The 26549-nt window shown below is 69.9% G+C and carries 6 protein-coding genes and 1 pseudogene; all 7 read right to left on the reverse strand.

Going from position 1 to position 26549, the window contains the following annotated elements; genetic code table 11:
* Positions 1-4086, reverse strand: a complete 4086-nt coding sequence (locus tag ABID97_RS21470) for a non-ribosomal peptide synthetase (RefSeq protein ID WP_354400592.1) — start codon at positions 4084-4086, stop codon at positions 1-3.
* Positions 4086-11945 carry a non-ribosomal peptide synthetase gene (locus ABID97_RS21475; protein WP_354400593.1) on the reverse strand — a complete coding sequence of 2620 codons (7860 nt, stop codon included), beginning with the start codon at positions 11943-11945 and terminating at the stop codon, positions 4086-4088. Before ABID97_RS21475 ends, ABID97_RS21470 begins: the two co-directional genes overlap by 1 nt.
* A complete protein-coding gene (locus ABID97_RS21480; protein WP_354400594.1) occupies positions 11945-15283 on the reverse strand; it encodes a non-ribosomal peptide synthetase in 3339 nt (1112 codons plus the stop codon). Before ABID97_RS21480 ends, ABID97_RS21475 begins: the two co-directional genes overlap by 1 nt.
* Positions 15280-19856: pseudogene (locus ABID97_RS21485) on the reverse strand (type I polyketide synthase). Before ABID97_RS21485 ends, ABID97_RS21480 begins: the two are co-directional and overlap by 4 nt.
* Positions 19856-25138: a non-ribosomal peptide synthetase gene (locus tag ABID97_RS21490; protein ID WP_354400596.1), complete on the reverse strand. Its 5283-nt coding sequence runs from the start codon at positions 25136-25138 to the stop codon at positions 19856-19858. Before ABID97_RS21490 ends, ABID97_RS21485 begins: the two are co-directional and overlap by 1 nt.
* A complete protein-coding gene (locus tag ABID97_RS21495) occupies positions 25135-25830 on the reverse strand; it encodes a 4'-phosphopantetheinyl transferase family protein (RefSeq protein WP_354400598.1) in 696 nt (231 codons plus the stop codon). The genes ABID97_RS21490 and ABID97_RS21495 overlap by 4 nt, the downstream gene beginning before the upstream one ends.
* Positions 25808-26545, reverse strand: a complete 738-nt coding sequence (locus ABID97_RS21500) for a thioesterase II family protein (protein ID WP_354400600.1) — start codon at positions 26543-26545, stop codon at positions 25808-25810. The genes ABID97_RS21495 and ABID97_RS21500 overlap by 23 nt, the downstream gene beginning before the upstream one ends.
* Positions 26546-26549: the final 4 nt, after the last annotated feature.

A 26549-nucleotide genomic window follows, 5' to 3' on the forward strand; every position in this document is an offset into this window, starting at 1 on the left:
CTAGCCGAGGTCGAGCGCCCGCAGGCGGTGCTTCACGGTGGCGCCGAACTGCGCGTCGCGGATGATGTCCAGGTGGCCGGTGCCCGCGACCACCTCGGTCGACAGCACGCGCGCGCGGCCGGGCCAGCGGCGCAGCGCGCCCGGCGCCTGCAGCGAGCGCTCGGCATGGAACACCTGCACCGCGAGATCCGTCTTCGCTTCGGCGTAGCATGCGGATTGCACGCGGCTGTCCAGCGTGGCCCACAGCAGATATTCGTAGGCCTCGTCGCCGGTCCCGTCGAGCGGCGAGACCCAGTTCGGGTCCAGCAACTGCTCGGCCACCCAGGCCTGCTCGGCGCCGGTCATGCGGGCGAACAGCGCGTTCCAATGCGCCGCCATCTCCGACCTGGCGAGCCAGGCGGCCAAGGTTTCGTCGGCCTTCGCGCGCTGCGCAGAAGTCAGGTTGCCCGTTGGCACCATCGGCTCCGGCTCGAACACATCGACCGCGCCGAAGAACACGATCTCGATGCGCCCCTCGAGCTGCCGCGCCACCTCGAAGGCCAGGTCGCCGCCGAGCGACCAGCCCAGCAGTGCGCAGCGGCCGCCGATGGCGGTCTTGACGATGAAGTCCGCATAGTCGACCGCGAGCTCGCGGATGGCAAAACCGCGCCAGCGCTTGCGCGTGTAGACATGGCTCACGAAGGCATACACCGGCCGGTCGCCCTTCACCGCGCGCGCCAGCGGCTGGAACTCGCGCGTGTTGACGATCAGGCCCGGCAGGCAGAACAACGGCACGCCAGTGCCTCCGGCATGCAGGCACACCGCATCGCTGGCGACGGCCTCACGCTGGTGCACGCGCGCGGCCAGCGCGCGCAGGCTCCCGGCCTGCATCACGTCGGCCAGGCTCAGGTGCCTGCCGCCGGGCAGCTGCGCGCGAATGCGCGCGACCAGTTTGAGGCTCAGCAAGGAATCGCCGCCCAGGTCGAAGAAATTGTCATCGCGGCCCACGCGTGGAATCCCGAGCACTTCGCACCAGATCGCAGCCAGCGCCTGCTCGGCCTCTCCTTGCGGCGCTTCGTAGGCGCGCTCGCTGTCCAACCCTTCCGGCTCGGGCAAGGCCCTGCGATCGACCTTGCCATTGGCGTTCAACGGCAACGCCGCGAGCGTGACGACCAGGCGCGGCACCATGTAGTCCGGCAGCACCTGGCCAAGGCGTTTGCGCAGCGCCGCGGCATCGATGGTCTGGTCCGCATGCAACGCGATATAGCCGATGAGAGACGTGTTGACCGCCCCTTCGCGCGCCACCACCACCGCTTCACGCACCTCGGGCTGCGCCAGCAGCTGCGCCTCGATCTCGCCCAGCTCGATGCGCAGGCCCCGGATCTTCACCTGGTGGTCGATGCGCCCGAGGTACTCCAGCTGCCCTTCGGTGTTCCAGCGCACCAGGTCGCCGGTGCGGTAGAGCCTGCCGCCTTGCCCCCCGAACGGATCGGCCACGAAGCGCTCGGCGCTCAGGCCCGGCCGGTTCAGGTAGCCCCGCGCCAGGCTCACGCCGCCCAGGTACAGCTCGCCTGCGACCCCTCGGGGCACCCGGTTGAGCTCGCCGTCGAGCACATGGGCGCTGGTGTGGCTGATCGGCGCTCCGATGGGCACCTGGCTTTGCCCATCGTCCCGGCAGGTCCAGCGCGTGACGTGGATGGTGGTCTCGGTCGGGCCGTAGAGGTTTTGCAATGTGGCACCCCCGAGGCGATGCAGGGTCTCCTTCTGCGTCTCGGCCGGCATCGCCTCGCCGCCGCAGAGGATGTGGCGCAGCCGCGTGCTGGCCTCGATGCCTTCGTGCGCGAGGAAGGCCTGCAGCATCGACGGCACGAAGTTCAGCGTGGTGACCTGGTGGCGCCGGATGAGATCGACGATCCGGGCCGGATCGCGCTGGTCGCCGGGGTTGGCCACCACCAGCCGCGCGCCGGCGGTCAGCGGCCAGAAGATCTCCCAGACCGAGACGTCGAAGCCGAAGGGTGCCTTGTGCAGCACGGTGTCCTCGCGCGTGAGGCCGTAGGTGCGCTGCATCCAGGCCATGCAGCTGTGCAAGGCGCTGTGGCGGATGGCGGCGCCCTTGGGCTGGCCGGTGGAGCCGGAGGTGTAGATGACGTAGGCGAGGTTCTCGCCGTGCAGGGCCACCTGGGGGTCGGTGTCGGGCTCGGCGCGCAGGTCGAGGGTGTCGACTTCGAGGGTGGCGAGGCGGCTGCGGTCCTGGAGGCAGCCGCGGGTGGCGCGGTGGGCCAGCAGCAGCTGGATGCCGCTGTCCTGCGCCATGTAGGCCAGGCGCTCGGGCGGGTGGTCGGGCTCCAGCGGCACGTAGGCCGCGCCGGCCTTGAGCACGGCGAGGATCGCGACCACCATGTCGGCGGATCGTTCCATGGCGATGCCCACGCGCACTTCGGGGCCGGCGCCCCGTGCGATGAGGCGGTGCGCAAGGCGGTTGGCGCGGCGGTTCAGGTCACCGAAGCTCAAGGCCTGGTCGCCGAACAGCAGCGCGGTGGCGTCAGGCTGCGTGCGGGCCTGCCGCTCGATCATGCGGTGCACGGGCCCGGTCCCGGGCTCACGGTGCGTGTTCACGCTCCATTGGGTGAGCTGCGCCTGCTCGGGCGTGCTCATCAGCGGGACGTCGCCCACCGCGAGCGAGTCATCGCCAGCCAGCGCACCGAGCATCGCGACATAGTGCGCGGTCAAGCGCTCGATGGTCGCCGCATCGAACAGCTCGGCGGCATGGATGAAGCTCACGTGCAGGCGCCCGTCCGCGTCCTCGCTCGTGCTCAGCACCAGTTCGAACTGCGCCACGGGCGCCGCCAGCGCATGGTCTTCGAGTGCGAGGCCGGGCAGCTGCTTCAGCGTGCGGGCGTCGGTCCGCTCGTGGCTGAACATCACCTGGAACAGCGGGCTCACACTGAGGCTGCGTTCGGGCTGCAGCGCGTCCACCAGCTGCTCGAAAGGCAGGTCCTGGTGCGCCTGCGCGCCCACTGCGGCGTCCTTCGCCTGCGCGAGCACTTGCGCCAGGCTCATGCGGCTTTCGACCGCGCCGCGCATGACCTGCGTGTTGACGAAGAGGCCGACGACGCCTTCGGTCTCCGCACGATGCCGGTTGGTCACCGACACGCCGACGTGGATGTCCTGCTGCCCGGTGTAGCGGTGCAACAGGGCCTGGAACGCCGCCAGCAGCACCATGAAGAGCGTGGCGCCCTGCGTGCGTGCACGCTGGTGAAGACCCTGCGCCAGCGCGGGCGCAAGGTCGACGCCGTGCCGCGCCGCGGTGTAGTGCCCGCCCGGCCGCCGGCTGCGGTCCGTGGCCAGTTGCAGCACCGGGTTGGCCGTGCCCAGGCGCTCGACCCAGTAGGCCAGTTGCCTGTCCTTTTCACCCGCTTCGAGCCAGCTGCGCTGCCATGCGGCGTAGTCCGCATAGCGGATCGGCAACGGCGGCAGGTCCAAGCCTTCTCCGCAAACGCGTGCGCGGTACTGCGCAACGAACTCTCCCACCAGCAGATGCAGCGAGGCGCCGTCCGCAATGATGTGATGCATCACGAGCACGAGCAGGTGCACTTGCGGGGCGAACCGGATCACGCCGACCCGTATCAGCGGGCCCGCCGTGAGGTCGAAGGGCGTGGCACTCAGGCGGCTGCATTCTTCGCGCGCACGCACTTCCACGTCGTGCTGCGCGCTGGCCAGGTCGATCACCGGGATGTCGAGGTCGACGCCCTCCCGCACGATCTGTTCGCACAGCCCCTGCGCATCCGGGCGGAACACCGTGCGCAGCGAGGCATGGCGTTCGAGCAGCGCGCCGAAACTCCGCTTCAGCGCGTCGATGTCCAGTGCCCCACGCAGCTTCAGCGCACCCGAGATATGGTAGGCCGTGCTCTTCGGGTCCAGCTGCCACAGGAACCACTGCCGCAGCTGCGCATAGGAAAGTTCGGCCCGGGCTCCCGCCGGCAAGCGCGCGATCGGCAGCCTGGCAAAGTCCACGCCCTGCTTTTGCAGCAGGCCCAGAAAGGCCTTCTGTTTTTCGCGGGGCAGGCGCGCAAAGCGGTTTGCAAGGCTGTGCTTGTCGATCTCCATCAATCCTCCAGAAGGTCGAGCAGCGCGGCCATCCGGGCGAGGTCTTCGGACCCTCCCGCCGCGGCTGTGCCGACCTCTTCCTGTACGGCGCCCGCCATCGCGGCCAGCCTCGGGTTCTCGAAATAGCGCTTGAGGGGCAACTGCACCGCGAAGCGCTCCTGCACCTTCGCCTGCACCGCCAGGAGGCTCAGCGAGTGGCCGCCCAGTTCGAAGAAGTCGTGGTTGCGCCCCGCGCGTTCCACCTCCAGCACTTCGCACCATATGGCGGCGAGCGCGACCTCCACGTCGCCGACCGGCGCCTCAAAGGCACCGGCGCCCGTGATCTCCGGATCGGGCAGCGCGTTGCGGTCGACCTTGCCGTTCGCATTGAGCGGCACGGCATCGAGCACCGTCAGCGCCGCCGGCACCATGTAGTCGGGCAGCTTCTGCAGCAGCCGCTCACGCAGCATCGCGGCATCGACCGCGTGCCCCGCGCGTGCGCACACATAGGCCACGAGCCGCATGCCGCCCGCGCCCTCTTTCGCGAGCACGACCGCCTCGCGCACTTCGGGCTGCGCGAGCAGTTGCGCCTCGATCTCGCCGAGCTCGATGCGAAAGCCGCGGATCTTCACCTGCTGGTCGATGCGCCCGAGGTAGTCGAGCTGGCCGTCGCCGCGCCAGCGCACCAGGTCGCCGGTGCGGTACAGCCGGCCGCCCTCCTCGCCGAACGGTGCGGCCACGAAACGCTCGGCGCTCAGGCCGGCGCGGTTCAGGTAGCCGCGCGCGAGACCCGCGCCCGAGACATGCAGTTCGCCCGCGACGCCGACCGGCAGCGGATTGAGGTCGCCGTCGAGCACCCACAGGCCGAGGTCGGGAATGCAGGCCCCCACCGGGCTGCTCTGCACGTCCAGGTCGGCGCGCACGATCGGCCGGTAGGTCACGTGCACCGTCGTCTCGGTGATGCCGTACATGTTGACGAGCTGCGGCTGGCGGTCTCCGAAGCGATCGATCCATGGCCGCAGGCTCCCGGGCTCGAGCGCTTCGCCGCCGAAGATCACGCAGCGCAGCGGCAGGCGGTCGCCGGCCGCCAGCGCCGCGCTGTGCATCAGTTGCCGGAAGGCCGAGGGCGTCTGGTTCAGCACGGTGACCTGTTGCGCGCGCAGCAGCGCCACGAAGTCGTCGGGCGAACGGCTGACCCAGAACGGCACGACCACCAGCTTGCCGCCGGTGCACAGCGCACCGAAGATCTCCCACACCGAGAAGTCGAAGGCGTAGGAGTGGAAGTTCGTCCACACGTCCTGCTCACCGAAGCCGAACCAGGGCTGCGTCGAGTCGAGGAGGCGCGTGACATTGCGGTGCGTGAGCTGCGTCCCCTTGGGACGTCCGGTGGAGCCCGAGGTGTAGATGACGTAGACGAGGTGATCGGCATGCACCGCCACCTCAGGGGCATGCGTTGGTTCCGATGCGAGGTCGGCCGTGTCGAGCACCAGCAGGTGCACATCGCCGTTTCGCGGAGGGAGCTTCGGCGCCACCCGGCTTTGCGTCAGCAAAAGGCGGATGCCGCTGTCCTCGATCATGGCGGCCAGGCGATCGGCGGGGTAGTCAGGGTCCAGCGGCACGTAGGCGCCGCCGGCCTTCAGGATGCCGAGCAGGCCGACCACCATCTCGATCGAGCGTTCCACCGCGATGCCGACCTTCACTTCCGGCGTCACGCCGAGCGCGACCAGGCGATGCGCGAGGCGGTTGGCGCACGCGTCGAGCTGGGCGTAGCTGAGGCTCTCGTCGCCACAGACGACGGCTGTCGCATCCGGGTGCAGCGCGGCCTGCTGTTCGAACCAGCGATGCACGGGCTGGCCGGGGTCGGCGGCATCCGCGCTCTTCGCCAACTCCGGCGGGGGTGAACGAACAGGGTCCCGCAGGCCGATGTCGCCCACCCGCGCGCCCGGTGCATGGGCGAGTGCCTCGAGCAGCTCTTCCATGCGGCGCGCCAGCGTCTCCATGCCCGCCGCGTCGAAGCGGCCGCGCGCATGGCTGTAGCTCAGCAGCAGCGTCTCGCCGTGGTTGACCGAGAGCGTCATCGGATAGTTCGTCTCCTCGCGGTTCCGAACTTCGCCGAAGCGCAGGCGGTCCGGTGCGCCCTGCTTCAGCGCCTGGTCCAGCGGATAGTTCTCGAACACCACGATGCTGTCGAACAGGTCCTGCCCGCCCTGCCCCGCCCAGCGCTGGATCTCATAGAGGGGGGTGTGCTCATGCGCCTGCGCGCCGAGGTTTTGCGCCTGCAGTTCGCGCAGCCAGTCGCCCACTTTCTGTGAGGGCCCGACCGTGGCGATCACCGGCAGTGTGTTGATGAAGAGGCCCAGCATCTGCTGTGCGCCGGGCAGCTCCACCGGCCGGCCTGCCACGGTGGCGCCGAAGCTCACCGTGCGCTGCCCCGTGTGGCGCGCCAGCAGCAAAGCCCAGGCGGCCTGCACCAGGCTGTTGAGGGTCACGCGTTCGCGCTGGGCCGCGGCCATCAGCGCACGCGTGCGCGGCGCGTCGATCTCGCGGCGGTGCATGCCATGCCCCGTCTGCGCGTCACGCGGCTTGGGCAGGGCGTCGGCCAGCCACGTGGGCCCCTCGATGCGCGCCAGCTGCTCGCGCCAGTAGCGCTCGCCGGCCCGTCCGTCGCGCTGCTGCAGCCACGCGATGTAGTCCGCGTAGCGCCCGCCTGCCGGCGCAAGGGTCTCGCCGGCGTAGTGCCGCAGCACCTCGCCCAGCAGCTGCGAGGTGCTCCAGCCGTCGAGCAGCAGGTGGTGCATGGTCCAGACGAAGTGGTGCTTGTCCGCCTGCGTGCGCACCAGCACCAGTCGCATGAGCGGCGGCTGCGCCAGGTCGAAGCCCAGGGCGAGCTGCGCCTGCGCGAGATCGTCGAGCGCGCCGGCGATGTCGCTGCGCGCTTGCCAGTCGTGCTCGGCCAGCGGCAAATCGACCTCTCGGGCCACCCATTGCAACGCCGACTCGCCGACAAGGAAGCCGGTGCGCAGCACCTCGTGCCGCGAGAGCACCGCGCGCCACGCAGCCTTGAACCGAACCGCATCGAGTCCGTCGATATCCACGCGCAACTGGTTGACGTAGGCGCTGCCGCCGGGGGCATAGAGACTGTGGAACAGCATGCCGGCCTGCATCGGCGCCAGCGGGTACAGGTCCGCGAGGTTCGCTTGCGGAACCGGCAAGGCATCGAGCTGCTGCATGCCGATGCGGGCCAGCGGAAAGTCCGATGGCGTTGCGCCCTGTGCGCCGCTGGTGCAGTGCGCGACCAGCGCCTCGAGCTCCTGCTGGAACCGCCGCACCCAGCCCTCCACTTCGGCGCGATCGTGCCGCGCCCCGCTGAAGCTCACGCGCAGTTCGAGCACGCCTTCATGGACCTGGCCGTTGACGGCAAACTCGTGCGTCAGCGGTGCGCCGGCATCCACCGGGGCGCCCCCCGGCTCGTGCGCCAGCGACCATGGCGCACCCAGGCTGCCCTCGAACTGGCCGAGGTAGTTGAAGACCAGCTGCGCGCAGGGCAGCGCGCGCAACGCCTCCTGTTGCGAAGCGCTGCCGAAGCGCCTGAGCACGCCATGGCCGAGCCCCTTGTCGGGAATGCCGCGCAGGCTCTCCTTCACGCGCTTGATCGCATCTCCCGGTTCGCCCGAAGCATCGAGCGCCACCGGGAACAGCGTGGTGAACCAGCCCACGGTGCGCGACAGGTCGATGCCGTCGAACAGGTCCTCGCGCCCATGTCCTTCGAGATCGACCAGCACCCTGGCGTGGCCGGCCCATGCGCACAGCGCCCGGCCCAGCGCGGTCAACAGCAGGTCGTTGGCCTGCGTGCGGTAGGCCGCTGGCGCGTCCTTCAGTAGCGCCTGCGTCGTGGCCTGGTCGAGCCGGAGCGCGAGGGTCTGCTGGTCGGCAACGGTTTTGGACGCCTCCGGGTGCGCGCACGGCAGGCGGGCGGGCACATCCGCGAGGCTCGCCCAATGGCCGATGCCTTCGGCATGACCCTGTGCGTAGCCCTGCAGTGCGACCGCCCAGTCCTTGCAGCTGCTGCTCTTGGTCGGCAGCACGATGACCCGGCCCGCAAGGCTTTGGAGGTAGGCATGCTGCAGGTCTTCCAGCAGGATGCGCCACGACACGCCATCGACCACGAGGTGGTGAATGGCAAGCAACAGGCGCGATTCTCCGGCCGGCAGTTCGACCGCGAGCGCCCGCAGCAGCGGCCCGCGCGCAAGGTCGAGGCTGCGCTGCGCTTCGTCGCAAAGCGCTTCGAGCTGCGCCGCGTCGCGGGCCTTGCGCACCCACAGCAACTCGGCGAGTTCGTTGTCGGACATTGCCGAGTAGCGCTGGCGCCAGGCGCCTTCGGTATCCTGGCTGTAGCGCAAGCCCAGGCTGTCGTGGTGCCGGACCACGGCGCACAACGCCTGCCGCAACGCCGGCGGCTGCAGCGGCTCGCGGCACTTCAGCAGCACCGCCTGGTTCCAGTGGTTGCGCACAGGCACCCGCATCTCGAAGAACGCTTGCTGGAAAGGCAAGAGGGGCGCTTCGCCCTGCGCATCGCGCGCGCCCACCGGTTTCGCGTCGCCCACGGGTTCGGCCGCGGCCGCCAGCTGGGCCACGGTCTGGCGCTCGAAGATCTGCCTGGGGCTCAGCTTCCAGCCCGCGAGGCGCAGCCGTGCGACGATCTGCAGGCTCAGGATGGAATCGCCGCCCAGTTCGAAGAAGTTATCGTTCCGGCCAACGCGCTCCAGGCCGATCACGCCGCACCATACCTTTGCAATCGCCTCTTCGACCTCGCCCAGCGGCGCCTCGAAGGTCTTCTCGTCCTGCAGCAGTTCAGGCTCGGGCAAGGCCTGGCGATCGATCTTGCCGCTCGGGCCCAGCGGCAGTGCATCGATCACCACGATGGCGGAAGGCACCATGTAGTCGGGCAGCACGCGCGCAAGCCGTTCTTTCAACACCGGGGTGTCGATGGAACGGCCGGCGCTCGGAGAAACATAGGCCGCGAGCCGCGCGCCGCCAGGCCCGTTGCGCGCGATCACCACGGCTTCGCGCACCTCGGGCTGCGCCAGCAGCCGGGCCTCGATCTCGCCGAGCTCGATGCGGAAGCCGCGCACCTTCACCTGGTGATCGATGCGGCCCAGGTACTCGAGCTGGCCGTCATCGCGCCAACGCACCCAGTCGCCGGTGCGGTACAGCCGGCCGCCCTCGTCTCCGAACGGGTCGGCCACGAAGCGTTCGGCCGTGAGCGCCGCGCGATGCAGGTAGCCGCGTGCCAGGCCTTCGCCGCCCAGGTACAGCTCGCCCGCCACATTGCGCGGTACCAGGTTGAGGTCGGTATCGAGCACGCGGGCGCTGCGCTCCCCCACGGGCCGTCCGATGGGCGTATAGCCCTCTTCGAAACTCGCCGCGCCATCGACCTTCCACAGCATCGGGGTGACGACCGCTTCGGTGGGACCGTAGCCATTGATCAGCAGCTCGGGCTTCAGGTGCCGGCGCACCGCGTCAAAGCCTTCGCGCGGCATCGCTTCGCCGCCGAACGAATACAGCCGCACCGGCGGGCAGCGGCCGGTGTCGCGCGCCCAGTCGGCGAGCTGGCGCAGGTAGGCCGGCGGAAAGCCGGCGTTGGTGACGCCATGGCGCTGCATCGCATCCAGCGTCTGCTCGGCGGTCCACAGCGACGCATCGCGCAGCAGCAGCGAGGCCCCGCAGCACAGCGCCGTGAAGAGGCGCTCGTGCGCGCCGTCGAAAGAGAAAGACAGGAAATGCAGCTCGCACGATTGCGGCCCCATCTCGTACAGCATGGCCGTTTCCACGCAATGCGCGGCGAAGGGGCCGTGCGGCACCATCACGCCCTTGGGCAGGCCCGTGGAGCCCGAGGTGTAGATGATGTAGGCCAGGTTGCCCGCATGCACCGGGACGCCAGGCGCATGGCATGGCTCGGCAGCCAGGTCGAGCGTCTCCAGCGGCAGAACGCGCACGTGCCCGGCCACGGGAATGCGCGCCGCGACACGGCTGTGCGTCACGAGCAGGTCGATGCCACTGTCGGCCACCATGTAGGCCAGCCGGTCCGCGGGGTACTCGGGGTCGAGCGGCACATAGGCGCCGCCGGCCTTCAGGATGCCGAGCAGGCCGACCACCACGTCGAACGACCGCTCCACCGCGATGCCGACGCGCGCGTCCGGCTTCACGCCAAGCGCGATGAGCCGGTGGGCCAGGCGGTTCGCACGGCGGTCCAGCTCGCCGTAGCTCAGCGTCTGGTCGTCGAACAGCAGCGCCGTGGCCTCGGGGCGTTCGCGAACCTGCCCCTCCACCAGGCGATGCACGGGTTCGCTGCCCTGCACATCCTGGGCATTGGCGCCCCAGTGCGCGAGCCGCTCTTTGTCGCCGGCCGAGAGCAGGTCGACATCGCCGACCGCTTGTGAAGGATGGTCCGCCAGCGCAGCGAGCACCGCCAGGTAGTGCCCCGCCATGCTCGCCATCGTCGCCGCGTCGAACAGCTCCTCTGCATGGTGGAAGCTCGCCTGCACATGGCCTTGCGCGTCCTCGATGACGCTCAGCGTGAGCTCGAACTGCGCGGACTGTCCGCCCAGCGCATGGTCCTGCACGCTGAGGCCAGGCAGGCTCTCCAGCGCACCGTGGTCGCGCCGCTGGTGGTTGAACATCACCTGGAACAGCGGCGCGGTACCCAGGCTGCGCTCGGGTTGCAGGGCCTCCACCAGCTGCTCGAACGGCAGGTCCTGGTGCGACTGCGCACCGAGCGCCGCATCGCGCGTGGCGTCGAGCGCCTGCAGCAGCGTCGTGCGGCTCGAGAGCACGTTGCGCAGCACCTGCGTGTTGACGAAGAAGCCGATGACTTTTTCGGACTCCACGCGGTGGCGGTTGGCCACCGGCACGCCGATGCGGATGTCCTGCTGCGCCGTGTAGCGGTGCAGCAGCACCTGGAGACCCGTGAGCAGCACCATGAAGAGCGTGGCGCCCTCGGCTTGCGCGCGCCGGTGCAGTGCGTCCACCAGCTTCTGCGGCAGCGCGATGTCGTGGCGTGCAGCGCGGTACTGGCCGTCCGCGCGCCGCGGGTGGTCGGTCGGCAACTGCAGCACCGGGTGCTCGGCGCCGAGCTGCGTCTTCCAGTAGCCGAGCTGCCGGTCCTTCTCGCCCGCTTCGAGCCACTGGCGCTGCCAGGCGGCGTAGTCGGCGTACTGGATCGGCAAGGGCGCGAGCCGAGGCAACTGCCCGTTGGCGAGCGCGCGGTAATGCGCCGCGAACTCGTCCACGAGAATCTTCAGCGACCAGCCATCGGACACGATGTGATGCATCACGACGACGAGCAGGTGCGTCCGTTGATCGAGCCGGATCAGCGCCACCCGCAGCAGCGAGTCGGCCGTCAGGTCGAAGGGCATTTCGGCAATGCGGCGGGCTTCTTCGTCGGCCCTTGCATCGCGGTCCCCGGCCTGAAGCGCAGCGAGATCGATGAGCGGGATGTCGAGCGCCGCGCGCTGCTGCACCACCTGCTCGACCAGGCCCCCGGCATTCGCGCGGAACACCGTGCGCAGCGATTCGTGACGCTCGACCAGGGCATCGAAGCTCGCCTGCAGTGCCTCGCGGTCCAGCGTGCCCTCGAGTCGCAGCGCACCGGAGATGTGGTACGCGGAGCTTCCCGGCGCCAGCTGCCAGAGGAACCATTGGCGCATCTGGGCATACGAAGGCGCACAGGCGATGCGTTCGGCCTCGCTGCGCGCAAGGATCGGAAATTGCCCGATCGCCAGCCCCTCGGCGCGGATCTTCTGGTACACCGCGCGGCGCTGCGCCGGTTCGAGGCGGGCGAAGCGCTTGCCGATCTGGTCATGGATGGCCGAGATGTCCATCACGCGATCTCCAGGCTGTCCATGAAGGCTTCGATGTCGGAGAGAGACTGGGCCACGGGTTTCCTTTCGGCGGCATCTGCAATGAGTCGGGCCATGTCCATGAGGACGGGCTGCCTGAAGACGTCTGCCACCGTCAGGTCCGCATGCATGGCGGCCTGCACCCGCGCGACCACCTGCACGGCCATGAGCGAATGCCCGCCGAGTTCGAAGAAGTTGTCATGGCGGCCCACGCGCGGCACGCCGAGCACCTCGGCCCAGATCGCTGCGAGCGCCACTTCGCCGGCGCCTTGCGGCGCCTCGCAGGCTTGCGCAGTCGCGCGCTCCGGTTCGGGCAGCGCCTTGCGGTCGACCTTGCCGTTGGCATTCAGCGGCAGGGTTTCCAGCACCATGAAGAGACCGGGCACCATGTAGTCGGGAAGCACCCGGCCGAGCTGCTCGCGCAAGCGGACGGTGTCGATGGCCTGGCCCGCCTGCGCCGAGACATAGGCCACGAGCCGCGCGCCGCCCACGCCCTGGCTCGCGACCACGACCGCCTCGCGCACCTCGGGCTGCGCGAGCAATTGCGCCTCGATGTCGCCCAGCTCGATGCGAAAGCCGCGGATCTTCACCTGGTGGTCGATGCGGCCCAGGTAGTCGAGCTGGCCTTCGCTGTTCCAGCGCACGAGGTCGCCGGTGCGGTACAGCCTTGCGCCTTCGCCGCCGAACGGGTCGGCCACGAAGCGCTCCGCGGTGAGCGCCGCGCGCCGCACGTAGCCGCGGGCGAGCCCTGCGCCGCCCAGGTAGAGCTCTCCCGCGGCGCCCGATGGCACCAGGTTCAGCCCGGCGTCGAGCACATGGACCTGCGTGTCGTCGATCGGCCGGCCGATCGGCACCTGCGTGCGTCCGTCGTCGCGGCAGGTCCAGTGCGTCACGTCGATGGCGGCCTCGGTCGGACCATAGAGGTTGTGGAGCGTGGTCTGCGGCAGCCGCCTGAACACCTCGTTCTGCGCTTCGGCCGGCAAGGCCTCGCCGCTGCAGACGATGCGCCGCAAACTGCCGCAGGCCTCGATGCCGGGGTGCGCGAGAAAAGCCTGCAGCATCGATGGCACGAAATGCAGCGTGGTCACCGCATGCGCGCGGATCAGGTGCACAAGGCGCGCGGGTTCGCGATGGTCGCCGGGCTCGGCCACGGCCAGCCTGGCGCCGAACATCAGCGGCCAGAAGAATTCCCACACCGACACGTCGAAGCTGAACGGGGTCTTCTGCAGCACCGTGTCGGCTTCTCCGAGCCGCAAGGCCTGCTGCATCCAGACCAGGCGGTTGTAGAGCGAACCATGCCGGTTGGCCGCACCCTTGGGCTTGCCCGTGGAGCCCGAGGTGTAGATCACGTAGGCGAGGTTCTCGCCGTCGATCGCCACGGCCGGGTTGCTGTCCGGATGGTCGCCGAGGTCCAGCGTATCGAGCGCCAGCATCGGCACGCCGAAATGCAGCGGCAGGCGTTCCTGCAGGCATGCCTGCGTCAACACCAGTGCCAGCCCGCTGTCCTGCACCATGTAGGCGATGCGGTCCGCCGGGTACCCGGGATCGAGCGGAACGTAAGCGCCGCCCGCCTTCAGGATCGCCAGCAGGCTCACCACCAGCTCGGCGCTGCGGTCCAGCGCCACGCCGACCTTCACCTCGGGACGCACGCCCGCTTCGATCAGGCGGTACGCCAACCGGTTGGCGCGGCGATTGAGTTCGCCGTAGCTCACCGTCTCGGTGCCGAAGAGGAGCGCCGCCGCATCGGGGCATTCGGCGGTTTGCTGCTCGATCAGGCGATGCACGCACTGCGCCTCACCGCGCCGATGCGCATTGACGCCCCACTGCGCGAGCATGGCCTGCTCCGCATCGCCCAGCATGTCCAGTTCACCGAGCCTCGATGCGGGCCGGCCTGCCAGCGCCTCGAGCACACGCAGGTAGTGGCCCGCCATGCGTTCGAGGGTCTGCGGCTCGAACAGCTCGGCCGCATAGCGGAAGTTGGCCTGGATGCCGCCGTCCTCGCGCTCGATGGTTTCCAGCGTGAGCTCGAAGGGCGCGGCCCGCTGCGCCAGGTCGATGCGCCGTACGTTCAGGCCGGGCCAGCCACGCAGCGGCCGGTCCCCCTGCCCCAGGTGGTTGAACATGACCTGGAACAGCGGTGCGGCGGCATGGCCGTGGTCCGCGCGCAGCGCCTGCACCACGCGTTCGAACGGCAGGTCCTGGTGCGCCTGGGCTTCGATCGCGGTGTCGCGGACCTGCGCCAGCAGGTCGCCGAGCGCGGTCTGCGCATCCAGGCGCGCATCGAGCACGAGGGTGTTGATGAAGATGCCGACCACGCCCGCGGTTTCCGGACGGCCGCGGCCCGCGACGGGCACGCCGATGCGGATCTCCTCCTGGCCGGTATGGCGGAACAGCAAGGCATGGAACGCCGCAAGCAGCGCCATGAACAGCGTGCCGCCCCGTGCGCGCGACAGTTGCCTGAGCTGCTGCGCGAGCGCGGCAGGCACATGGAGCGAATGCTGCGCGGCGCTGTAGCAGGGCTCGGGGGAACGCGGCCGGTCGGTGGTCAAGGAAAGCACCGGCTGGCTGCCGCCGAGCCGCTTGCGCCAGTACGCGAGCTGCCGATCGCCTTCGCCATCCGCCAGCCACTTGCGTTGCCACAGCGCGTAGTCGACATGGCTGATTTCCGGTGCGGCCTTCCCGTCCTGTTCGCCCTCTTCGCCCTGCATCCGCAAGGTGTAGGCCGCTGCGAGCTCGTCGAGCATGAGCTCGACCGACCAGGCGTCGGAGACGATGTGATGCATCATGAGCAGCAGCTGGTGTTCGCCGGCGGCCATCTTCAGCAAGGCACAGCGCAGCAACGGACCGGCCGCAAGATCGAAGGGCGCGCGGCAGGCCTGGTCCACCACTTCGCCATGGCGCAGTTCGCGTGCCTCGGGATCCAGCACGCTGAGATCGACGAAAGGAATGTCGATGCGAACCTCCGCGAGCACACGTTGCTCGGGCAGCCCGTCCGGGCCCGGGCCGAACACGGTGCGCAAGGCCGCGTGGCGCCGGACGAGCGACTGCATCGCCTCCTGCAGCGCGGCTGCATCGAGCGGCCCCGAAAAGCCCAGCCCGCCGCCGACGTGATAGGCGGTGTTCGAAGGGTTCATCTGCCACAGGAACCACTGGCCCTGCTGCGCGAACGATACCGGTGCGGGTCCGTCGACATGGCCGCGCACGATGGCATCGCGCGTGGCGGGCGCATCGCCGCCTTGCTGGAGCCGCCGCTGCAGCAGGCTCAGTTGCGCGGGCGACAGCCTGGCGCGCCGCTCTGGAAGAAGTGATGTTTCGCTCATGATGACAATCCGGGGAGGCGATCGGGGGCCGTGCCCAGATCGCCGGTGGTGAGGGCCTCGCGTTCGATCTCGTCGATCAGGCGCAGCTCGATCAAGGTGGCCAACTCGGCCACGGTGGGCGCCTTGAAGAAATCGGCCGGCTGCAGTTCCACGCCATAGGCCTTGCGCACGCGGGACAGCAGGCGAATCGCAAGCAGCGAATCGCCGCCAAGTTCGAACAGGTTGTCGTGCGCCCCGATGGGCGCAATGCCGAGGGCCTCGGTCCACAGCGCGGCCAATCCCTCTTCCAGTTCGCCTTCGGGCGCGGCAAAAGGCGTGGCCAGCACGGGACGCGATTCGCTGCTGCGTGCCTCGGTTGCGCGCACGGCATCCAGCGTGTCGAGCAGGTTGCCGAGTGGACGCAGGCGAGGCGCGAGCGGCGAAGCGGAAACCACCGTCTGCGGCAGGTCGGGCCCATTGACAATGCGCTCGAAGGCGAGCACGCCGGTGCGCTCGTCGAGGCCGACGCCTTCGGGCAGGTCCATGCCGGCCGCGGCGCCGACATCGCGCCAGGCGTCCCAGTTCACCGAGAACACCGGCAGCGCCGAAGTGCGGCGGTGCGCCGTCGCGAACGCATCGAGGTAGGCGTTGGCGGCCGCGTAGTCGCTGCGGCCCAGGCCGCCGACGATGGTGGCGATGGAGGAGCACAGGAGCACGAAATCCAGCGGCTCGCCGCGCAGCGCATCGAACAACGCGCGCGTGCCCGCCACCTTGGGCGCGAAGGCTGCTTCCACCTGCGCCCGGGTGCGCTGGGCGATCATGCCGAGCCCCGGGTCCATGACGGCGTGGACCACGCCACTGATCGCGCCGAAGCGGGCATGCGCGGCCGCCAGCGCATCGCGCAACTGGGCGGCATCGGTCACGTCCGCCGACACGGTAAGCACCTCGGCACCTGCGGCTTCGAGGTCGATCAGTTGCCGCAGCCTGCGGCGCAGCGCGGCGGGCTCGCCGGCCGACGAGACGATGCGCTCCCAGTCGCCGCGAGCAGGCAGCGGCGTGCGGCCGAGCAGCACCAGGCGGGCTTTCCATGCACGGCTCAGGTGCCGCGCCAGCGCAAGGCCCACGCCGCCCATGCCGCCGGTGATGAGGTAGACGCCGCCCTCGCGAAGCCGCGGTGTCGCAGGCTGCGCCGGCAGCGGCTCGTAGCGCTTGGTCCAGCGATGCGGACCGCGGTATGCGACGGCGAAATCGTCGCGCCCGGACGCAGCCTCGTCGGCTATTCGGCGTGCAAGCTCGCTTTCGGCTGCGCTTTCCGGCGCGGGCAATACCAGGTCGACGACACGGCAGTCGATCGACGGATACTCCTGGCCCACGACTTTGGCGAGGCCGAACAGGGTTGACTTCTCCGGCACCAGCATTTCGGTGCCGGCGACATCTTCGAGCCCGTCGGCGACGATGGTCAGCGCCAGGGGACCCCGGGCCGATCTGCCCGAGGCGTCGAGTGCATGGACCAGAGCGAGCAGGCTGAAGTACCCGGCCTCGAAGTTTTCTGCTCGCGGCGACGGCACGGCACGGTCGCCGCTCAAGCTCCAGAGGTGATGAATCCGGCGAACCGGCCCCGCCTCGGCTTCCACCGCGCGCAAAAGGGCTTGGTGGTCGGTGCGCTCGGCCAGCCGCAGCGTGTACTGCTGCGCAGCCGTGCGCTCGAAGCGGGCGCCACGCAAGGCCAGCACCACGCGCACGCCGCGTTCGCGCAACGTGCGTGCAAGACGGTCGGTGAAGCTGTGGGTGTCGCCGAGGATCAGCGTGCAGCCCGTGTGGTCGGCCGGCTGTTCGGCAGGCATCGAGGGCGCACTTCGATGCCAGGCCGGCGCATGGAAGATATCCGGCGCCGCGGACGCCGAGGCCTGCGCGGTATCTGCTGGTTCGACCCAGTAACGCTGGCGTTGAAAAGCATAGGTCGGCAGCGGCACGCGTCGCCGCGCGCGCCGCCTTCGTGCAATGCGGCCCAGTCGATCTCGACCCCGGCCGTCCACAGTGCTGCCACGGCGTTGGCGCATTGCTGGCTGTTGCGCGTGGTCTGCTGCGCATGCGCCTGGCTCGCGACGATGCCGGCGGCCGAGGCGCTGGCCGGGTGCTGGCGCGCGAGCCCGGTCAGCGTGTCACCAGGACCGACTTCGAGCACCACGCGGCCGGGCGCTTCGAAGATGTGGCCGAGGCCGTCGCCGAAGCGCACCGTGTTGCGCAGGTGCCGGCCCCAGTAGGCAGGGCTGGTCGCCTCCTGCGCGGTGATCGGTTGGCCCGTGAGGTTGGAGATGAACGGAATGCGCGGTGCACGGCGCGGCACCGAGGCGACCAGCTGCTCCAGTGCGGCCACGGCCGGATCGACCAGCCGCGAATGGAACGCCACGGCGACATGCAGCCGGCGCGGCAGGTGCTGGCGTTCGCGCAGTGCCTGCTCCACGCGTGCGATGGCCTCGGGTGTGCCGGCCAGTACGCAAAGCTGCTCGCCGTTCACCGCCGCCAGGTCGCAACCCATGGCAAGGAATGGCGCCAGCTCGGCTTCAGGCAGCGGCACCGCAAGCATGGCGCCGGCCGGCAACGCCTGCACCAGGCGCGCGCGCTGCGCGACGATGCCGAGCGCGTCTTCGAGGGAGAACACGCCCGCGATGCAGGCCGCCACGTATTCGCCGAGGCTGTGGCCCATCATCAGCGCGGGCTTCACACCGCAGTGGAGCCACCACTGCGCCATCGCATACTCGACGGCGAAGAGCGCCGGCTGCGCGACTTGGATGTGGAAGAGCCGCTCGTTCGCAAGTGCTTCCTCGCCGGCGGCGGGAAACAGCAGCGGCTGCAGGTCGATGCCGCTGTGCGTGCGCAGCAAGGCCATGCAGCGATCGAGTGCCTCGCGGAACACCGCGCGCTCGCGGTAGAGCGCCACGCCCATGCACGCATGCTGGCTGCCGCTGCCTGGAAACAAAAAGACCACCTCGGGCGCAAGGGCCGTCACCTGGCGCGATGCGGCGGCCGGAGAGGACAGCATCTGCGCGGCCGTCTCCGCATCGTTCGCCACCACCGCGCTGCGCCATGCGAACGCGCGGCGTCCGGTCTGCAGCGTGTGCGCCACGTCTTGCATCGGCTGCGCGGGCTGCGCCTGCAGATGCGCAGCGAGTTGCGCGCGGCCCTGTGCCAGCGCCGCTTCGCTCTTTGCCGACATGGGCAAGACCTGCCAACCGCGCGGCATTTCGGCGTCCGCAACCGCCGGCGCCTCTTGGAGCACCACGTGCGCGTTGGTGCCGCCGATGCCGAAGGAGCTCACGCCGGCGCGGCGCGGCGCCGGTCCCTCGGCCCAGGGCCGTGCCTCGGTATTCACATGGAACGGACTTGCCGCAAAGTCGATCTGCGGATTGGGCTGTTCGAAGTGCAGGCTCGGCGGCAGCACCCGGTGCTTGAGCGCCATCGCCGCCTTGATGAGCCCTGCCACGCCGGCGGCCGCATCGAGATGGCCGATGTTGGTCTTGACCGACCCGATGGCGCAGAAGCCGCGGCGTTCGGTACTGGCCCGAAAGGCCTGGGTGAGCGCCGCAACCTCGATCGGGTCGCCGAGCGTGGTGCCGGTGCCGTGCGCTTCCACGTAGCCGATGGTGTCCGCCGCCACGCCGGCGATGAGCTGCGCCGCGCGAATGACCTCGGCCTGCCCGCCGACGCTCGGTGCGGTGAAGCCGACCTTGCCGGCACCGTCGTTGTTGGCGGCCGAGCCCTTGATCACCGCATGGATGGTGTCGCCTTCGCGCAGCGCATCGTCCAGGCGCTTGAGCACGACCACGCCAGCGCCACTGCCGATGAGCGTGCCCGCGGCCTTGGCGTCGAAGGCGCGACAGTGGCCGTCGGGCGACAGGATGGCGCCGGCCTGGTAGCGGTAGCCGCCCTGCTGCAGCAGGTTGAGCCACACGCCGCCCGCGAGCGCGACGTCGCAGTCGTGGCCGAGCAGCGCCTGGCAGGCGGTGTGCACCGCCACCAGCGACGTCGAGCAGGCGGTCTGCACCGTGACTGCGGGACCGCGCAGGTCGAGCTTGTAGGCGACGCGCGTGCACAGCGAGCCGCTGGCGTTTCCGTTCATCAGTCCCAGCAGGTCGGCGATGCCGCTCTGTGGGTCCAGGCCGAAGGACGGCAGCAGGTTGCGGATCAGGTACAGGTTGGCGCCTTCGCCCGCATAGACGCCGACCTTGCCCTGCGCGCGCGCCGGGTCGCAGCCCGCGTGCTCGAGCGACGCCCAGGCGCACTCCAGGAAGATGCGCTGCTGCGGATCGAGGGTCTCGGCTTCGCGCGGCGTGTAGCCGAAGAAGCCGGCATCGAACCGGTCGAAGCCGTCGAACGGCACGCCGGCCTTCACGTAGTCGGGATCGTCGAGCAGGCTCTGCGGCACGCCGCGCGCGCGCAGTTCGTCGTCGGTGAAGCGCGACACCGACTCCACGCCGGCCTGCACATTGCGCCAGAAGGCATCGACGTCGCCTGCTCCGGGAAAGCGCCCGGCCATGCCGACGATGGCGATCTCGATGCCCGTCGGTTCGGAGGGCTCTTGGGGGATGGACATCAATTCACTCTCTCTGCCGCCTTGCGGCGTTGAAGCATGGCGGCGCGCTGGCGCATGGCGCGCTCATCGCCGAGGGTTGCCGAATCGGCAAACGACGCGGCATCGGCCGGTACCCGCTCGATCCACCTCGCCAGCGATTCGACGGTCGGGTACTTGAAAAGATCGACCACGGAGATCGTGGCTTGCAACCGGTCTTCGAGCAGCCGGTGCGCGCGGATCAGGAGCAGCGAGTGGCCGCCCAGATCGAAGAAGTTGTCGTGCTGCCCGACGCGTTCGACCTGCAGCACCTCGGCCCATACCGCGGCCACGGTTTCCGCGGTGCGGCCTTGCGGCGCGGCATGGGCGCGCGCGTTGCCCATCGGCTCCGGCTCCGGCAGCGCCTTGCGGTCCACCTTGCCGTTGGCATTGAGCGGCAGGCCGTCGAGCACCGCGAAGGCGCGCGGCACCATGTAGTCGGGCAAGGCTTGCGCGAGCCGCTCCTTCAGCACCGCGGTGTCGACGACCTGATCCGCATGCACCGCAAGGTAGGCCACGAGCCGCGCACCACCTGGTCCATCCTTCGCCACCACCACCGCTTCACGCACCTCGGGCTGCGCCAGCAGCTGCGCCTCGATCTCGCCCAGCTCGATGCGCAGGCCCCGGATCTTCACCTGGTGGTCGATGCGCCCGAGGTACTCCAGCTGCCCTTCGGTGTTCCAGCGCACCAGGTCGCCGGTGCGGTAGAGCCTGCCGCCTTGCCCCCCGAACGGATCGGCCACGAAGCGCTCGGCGCTCAGGCCCGGCCGGTTCAGGTAGCCCCGCGCCAAGCTCACGCCGCCCAGGTACAGCTCGCCTGCGACCCCGCGGGGCACGCGGTTGAGCTCGCCGTCGAGCACATGGGCGCTGGTGTGGCTGATCGGCGCTCCGATGGGCACCTGGCTTTGCCCGTCGTCCCGGCAGGTCCAGCGGGTGACGTGGATGGTGGTCTCGGTGGGGCCGTAGAGGTTTTGCAATGTGGCACCCCCGAGGCGCTGCAGCGTCTCCTTCTGCGTCTCGGCCGGCATCGCCTCGCCGCCGCAGAGGATGTGGCGCAGCCGCGTGCTGGCCTCGATGCCTTCGTGCGCGAGGAAGGCCTGCAGCATCGACGGCACGAAGTTCAGCGTGGTGACCTGGTGGCGCCGGATGAGATCGACGATCCGGGCCGGATCGCGCTGGTCGCCGGGGTTGGCCACCACCAGCCGCGCGCCGGCGGTCAGCGGCCAGAAGATCTCCCAGACCGAGACGTCGAAGCCGAAGGGTGCCTTGTGCAGCACGGTGTCCTCGCGCGTGAGGCCGTAGGTGCGCTGCATCCAGGCCATGCAGCTGTGCAAGGCGCTGTGGCGGATGGCGGCGCCCTTGGGCTGGCCGGTGGAGCCGGAGGTGTAGATGACGTAGGCGAGGTTCTCGCCATGCAGGGCCACCTGGGGGTCGGTGTCGGGCTCGGCGCGCAGGTCGAGGGTGTCGACTTCGAGCGCGGCGAGGCGGCTGCGGTCATGCAGACAGCCGCGGGTGGCGCGGTGGGCCAGCAGCAGCTGGATGCCGCTGTCCTGCGCCATGTAGGCCAGGCGCTCGGGCGGATGGTGGGGCTCCAGCGGCACGTAGGCCGCGCCGGCCTTGAGCACGGCGAGGATCGCGACCACCATGTCGGCGGATCGTTCCATCGCGATGCCCACGCGCACTTCGGGGCCGGCGCCCCGTGCGATGAGGCGGTGCGTGAGGCGGTTGGCGCGGCGGTTCAGTTCATCGAAGCTCAAGGCCTGGTCGCCGAACAGCAGCGCGGTGGCGTCGGGCTGCGTGCGGGCCTGCCGCTCGATCATGCGGTGCACGGGCTCGGTCCCGGTCTCACGGTGCGTGTTCACGCTCCATTGGGTGAGCTGCGCCTGCTCGTCGGCATCGAGCAGTTCGATGCCGCCCACCGGCTGGTCGGGCTTGTCGGCCAATGCCTGCAGGATGGCAACGTAGTGCCCCGCCATGCGCTCGATGGTGTCCCGCTCGAACAGCTCGGCCGCATGCACCAGGGACAGCGACAGGTGGCCGTCCGGCCTTTCGCGCGCTTCGAGCGTGAGTTCGAACTGCGCCGCGAGGTCGGGCAGCGCGAGGTCCTCGGCCGTGAGGCCGGGCAGCCGCGCAAGCGCTCGGTGGTCTTCGACCAGGTGGTTGAACATCACCTGGAACAACGGCGTCCGGCTCAGGCTTCGTTCGGGTTGCAGCGCATGCACCAGCTGCTCGAAAGGCAGGTCCTGGTTCTCCTGCGCGCCCAGCACGGCTTCGCGGGCCTGTGCGAGCACCTCCGACGCACGCAGGCGGCCATCGATCTGGTTGCGCAAGACCAGCGTGTTGACGAAAAGCCCGACCACGCCTTCGACCTCCACGCGGTTGCGGTTGGCAATGGGCGCACCGACGCGGATGTCCTGCTGCCCCGTGCAGCGGTGCAGCAGCGATTGCAAGCCCGCGAGCAGCACCATGAAGAGCGTGGCGCCGCGGGCCTCGGCGACACTGCGCAGCCTGGCGGGCAGCCCGGCGGGCAACTCGAAGCGATGGCGTGCCGCGCGGTACCCGGCTTGCGGCTTGCGCGGGTGGTCGGTGGGCAGGTCCAGCACCGGATGCGTGTCGCCGAGATGCGCCCGCCACCAGGCCAGCTGCCGCTCGCCCTCGCCACCCGCAAGCCACTCGCGCTGCCAGAGCGCGTAGTCGGCGTACTGGATGCGCGGCGCCGGCGGCCGCCGATCTTCTCCCCCCAGCTGCGCGGCGTAGCCCGCGGCCAGTTCGTCGATCAGCAACTGCATCGACGCGGCGTCGGAAATGATGTGGTGCATGACCAGCACGAGCACATGGGTGTCGTCGCCGGTGCGGATCAGCGCGGCGCGCAGCAAAGGGCCCTGTGTCAGGTCGAAGGGTTCGGCCGTGAAGCGCCGGATTTCCTCCGTCAGTTCGTTCTCGTGCTTGCCGCGCCAATCGATCGTCGCCAGCGGCACGGCGCCCGAAGGCTTGACCCATTGCTCCGCACGGCCGTCTGCGGCCGCGCTGAACACCGTGCGCAGCGATTCATGGCGAGTGGCGAGGCCATCGAGCGCAGCCTGCAATGCGTTCGCATCCAGCGCGCCCGTGAGGCGGAGCGCGCCGCCCATGTGGTAGGCCGCGCCCGTCGGGTCGACCCGCCAGAGGAACCACTGGCGTTCCTGCGCGTGCGAGAGCGGCATCGGCAACAAGCGGCGCTCTGCCGACAGCACGGGGATGGGCGCGGGCTGCGGACGCGGCCCTTGCGCCCACCGCTGCCGGACGGCCGCGGCGCAGGCCTCCAGGCGCGGCTGCTCGAACAGCATGCGCACGGGAAAATCGATCTGCCATTGCGCCGAGATGCGCGCGGCCGCCTGCGCCGCGGTCAGCGAGCTGCCGCCGCGGTTGAAGAAATGCGCATCGCGCGAGAGAGGATGGTCGTCGCCCCGCTTCAACACCTTGTGCCAGATGCCGGCCACGGCCTGCTCGAAATCGTCCAGCGGCGCCTCGGGTGCAGCTTGGCGCAGCCCTCCCCGCACGAAGGCGCCGTGCTGCCAGATCGCATACGCATCGGCGCTGCCGTCGGTCCAGCTTGCGCGGCAGGCGCTGCGCTGCAGCTTGCCGCTGGTGGTCTTGGGCAGTCCGCCGGGGTTCAGCAGCAGCACCACCGACAGCGGCTCGCCGACCACCTCGCCGACGGCGGCGCCCAGCGCATCGACCAGCACCTCCGGCGGCACCAGCTTCTGCATGCTGCGCGACACCTCGGCCGCAACGCCGATGCCCTCGCCTTGCGGCCCCTGCACGGCGAACACCGCAACGCGGCTCTTGCGCACCGCATCGACCTCGGCTTCGATGAGCCGCTCGATGTCCTGCGGATAGAGGTTGTGGCCGCGCACGATGATCAGGTCCTTGATCCGGCCCGTGACGTAGAGCTGCCCCTCGTGCATGAAGCCGAGGTCGCCGGTGCGCAGCCAGCGCTGGCCCTCGCGCTCCACGAAAGTTTCGCGCGTCTCGCGTTCCTTGCCCCAGTAGCCCAGGCAGATGCTCGGGCCGCGGGTCCATATCTCGCCGATCTTTCCGGGAGCGGCCGGCAGCAGCGAGCCGGCGTCGACGATCTCCACGCGATGGCCCGGCGCCGCCACGCCGCAGCCGACCAGCATCGTGCCTCTGTCGGCCGGCGCTCCGACGCCCTGGGAGAGGCCTTCGCTGGAGAAACTGCGCGCCACCATGCCGCCGCCGGGCACACCGCCCGTGACGAACAGCGTCCCCTCGGCCAGGCCGTAGCAGGGGTAGGCGGCCCGCGGGTCGAAGCCGGCGGCAGCAAAGCGTGCGATGAATTCGGCTTCGGTGTCGGCCCGCACCGGCTCCGCACCCGTGTAGGCCACGCGCCAGCTCGAAAGGTCGAGCTGCGCGAGCCGTGCGTCGTTGACGCGGTCCAGGCACAGGCGAAAGGAGAAATCCGGCCCGCCGCTGTGGGTGGCGCGATGGCGCGAGATCAGTTCGAGCCAGCGCACCGGGCGTTCGAGAAAATACCCGGGCGAAGTGAGCACCAGCGGAATGCCGTTGTACAGCGGCAGCAGCAGGCCGCCGATCAGCCCCATGTCGTGATAGAGCGGCGCCCAGGAGACGAACTTGTCCCCGGGGCCGACGCCCATGCCCAGCGTCATGGCGGCTTCGTTGGCGATCAGGTTGCCGTGCGTCACCATCACGCCCTTGGGCGCCGAGGTCGAGCCCGAGGTGTACTGCAGGAACGCGATGTCGCCTGCCGCGGGGTCGAAGGGGATCCATGCGTCGGCCAGCGCGGTATCGACCGCGTCGGCGGCGATGATTTCGGCATTGCCGAACTGCCCGGCCGCATGCATCACGCCCTCAATGGCCGCGGAGGTCAGCACGCAACATGCCCCCGAATCGGCGGCGATGCCGCTGAGCCGTGCCACGTGTTGCGGACGCAGGGACTCGGGCGGAAACACCGGCACCGCGATCACGCCGCTGTAGAAGCAGGCCAGCATGCAGACCGCGTAGTCGTCGCCGTTGTCGAGCATGACAAGCACACGCTCGCCCCTGGCGAACTGCTGCTGCAGCCGTGCCGCAAGAGCGCGCACGCGGCGCTCGAAGACGCCGTAGCTGATGGGCTCTTCGCGGTACTCGCCATTCACCATGCCGGCCACCGTGAGCCAGATGTCATCGGGCCGCGTGCTTGCCAGCGCGCGCAAGTGCGCCACGAAATTCCTCGGCTGCGGGTTTGCCTTCTGCGGCATCTGGGTCATGTCGATTCCTTTGCGCGCCACGCGAGCGCGGCTGCATAGCCGGTCGGCGCATCGAGCGCCACGGCTTGAAAATGGGTCCACCCGGGAACGCTGCACGCCAGGGTGAAGCGGCCGTGCGCTCCGGGGTGCAGGCCGATCGATTGCAGCTGCTCCGCCACTCCGAGGCCGATGGCTTTCAGCACTGCTTCCTTGCCGGTCCAGCGGCTGTAGAAAGCCTGCAGTGGGTCGGGTGCAGTGCGCACTTCGTCGCGTTCGCACGCGGTGAATGCCAGCGTAGCGATGCCCTCGATGTCCACATCGCTCCCGCATGCTTCGATGTCGATGCCGACTTCGCTCACGGTCCGTTCGTCGCCGAGCGCGATGAGGGCATGCGAGCCGGAATGCGAGAGGTTGAACGGCGGTCCGCTGCCGCCTGCCCACGCGAGATGCGGCTTGCCATGGGGACTCGATGCGAGCGGCACCTCGGCAGGCTCGCAACCCGCACGCGCCGCGAGCAGGCGGCGAAGCGCCGCGCGCGCTTGCGTGAACCGCACGCGGTCGGCGGTTCGCGTGAACCTGTCGGCCCGTGCGCGTTCGCAGGACGTGAGCAGTTGCCGCGCCGCGAAGGTCTCGGCCTCCAGGTCGAAATCGAAGTCGACGCGATAGACCTCGATGCCCGCGGGCAGCGGATCAGGCCAGCGCGTGAGACGCATGGTGCCCCCCTGCAATGGCCCGGCCCAGGTGCTTCGACAGCGCATCGAGGAAGGCCGCTTCCTGCTGCCGGATGAAGAAGTGCCCGCCGTCGAACCAGTCGAGCGAAAAGGGACCGCCCGCCTCGGCCGACCACGCGCAGATGCGCTCGGCGTCGATGTCGTCCTCGCGCCCCGCAAAGACATGCACGGGCATCGGCAGCGGCGCCGCGCCGGAGTACCGGAAGCCGTCGCACACGCGGTAGTCGGCGCCGAGCACGTCGAGGGTGATGCGCATCAGCTCGGCGCTGGCAAACACTTCTTCCGGCGTTCCGCCCTGCCTGCGCAGATCGGCGATCAGTGCGGCGTCGCCCGTCTTGCCAGCGAAACGATCGGGGTCACGCCGCGCGGGCGCCGGACTGCCCGAAGCGAGCAGCGCGAGCGGCAGTGCGCATCCCATCGAACGCAGCCGGCATGCCATGCCATAGGCCAGCAACGCACCCATGCTGTGGCCGAAAAGCGCGAACGGGCCGCGCATGGCCTCGGCCTGTTCGGCGCAAAGCTGCGCCACGAGGCTGTCGAAGTCGCGCACCAGGCTTTCACCCAGCCGGCTCCCGCGGCCGGGCAGCTCCACGGGCACCACGCGAACCTGGCGCGGCAGCAGGCGGCGCCAGCGCAGGTACATCGTGGCACTGGCGCCGGCACAGGGCAGGCACAGCAGCGAGACGCTGGTCTCCACGCGC

This window comes from Variovorax sp. OAS795 (assembly GCF_040546685.1).
In the GTDB taxonomy this organism is placed as follows: domain Bacteria; phylum Pseudomonadota; class Gammaproteobacteria; order Burkholderiales; family Burkholderiaceae_C; genus Variovorax.

Coding starts and splice junctions, on each gene's coding strand:
- ABID97_RS21475 (WP_354400593.1), bottom strand. CDS start 11,945: ATGGACATCTCGGCCATCCATGACCAGATCGGCAAGCGCTTCGCCCGC.
- ABID97_RS21480 (WP_354400594.1), bottom strand. CDS start 15,283: ATGAGCGAAACATCACTTCTTCCAGAGCGGCGCGCCAGGCTGTCGCCC.
- ABID97_RS21470 (WP_354400592.1), bottom strand. CDS start 4,086: ATGGAGATCGACAAGCACAGCCTTGCAAACCGCTTTGCGCGCCTGCCC.
- ABID97_RS21495 (WP_354400598.1), bottom strand. CDS start 25,830: ATGCGTCTCACGCGCTGGCCTGATCCGCTGCCCGCGGGCATCGAGGTC.
- ABID97_RS21490 (WP_354400596.1), bottom strand. CDS start 25,138: ATGACCCAGATGCCGCAGAAGGCAAACCCGCAGCCGAGGAATTTCGTG.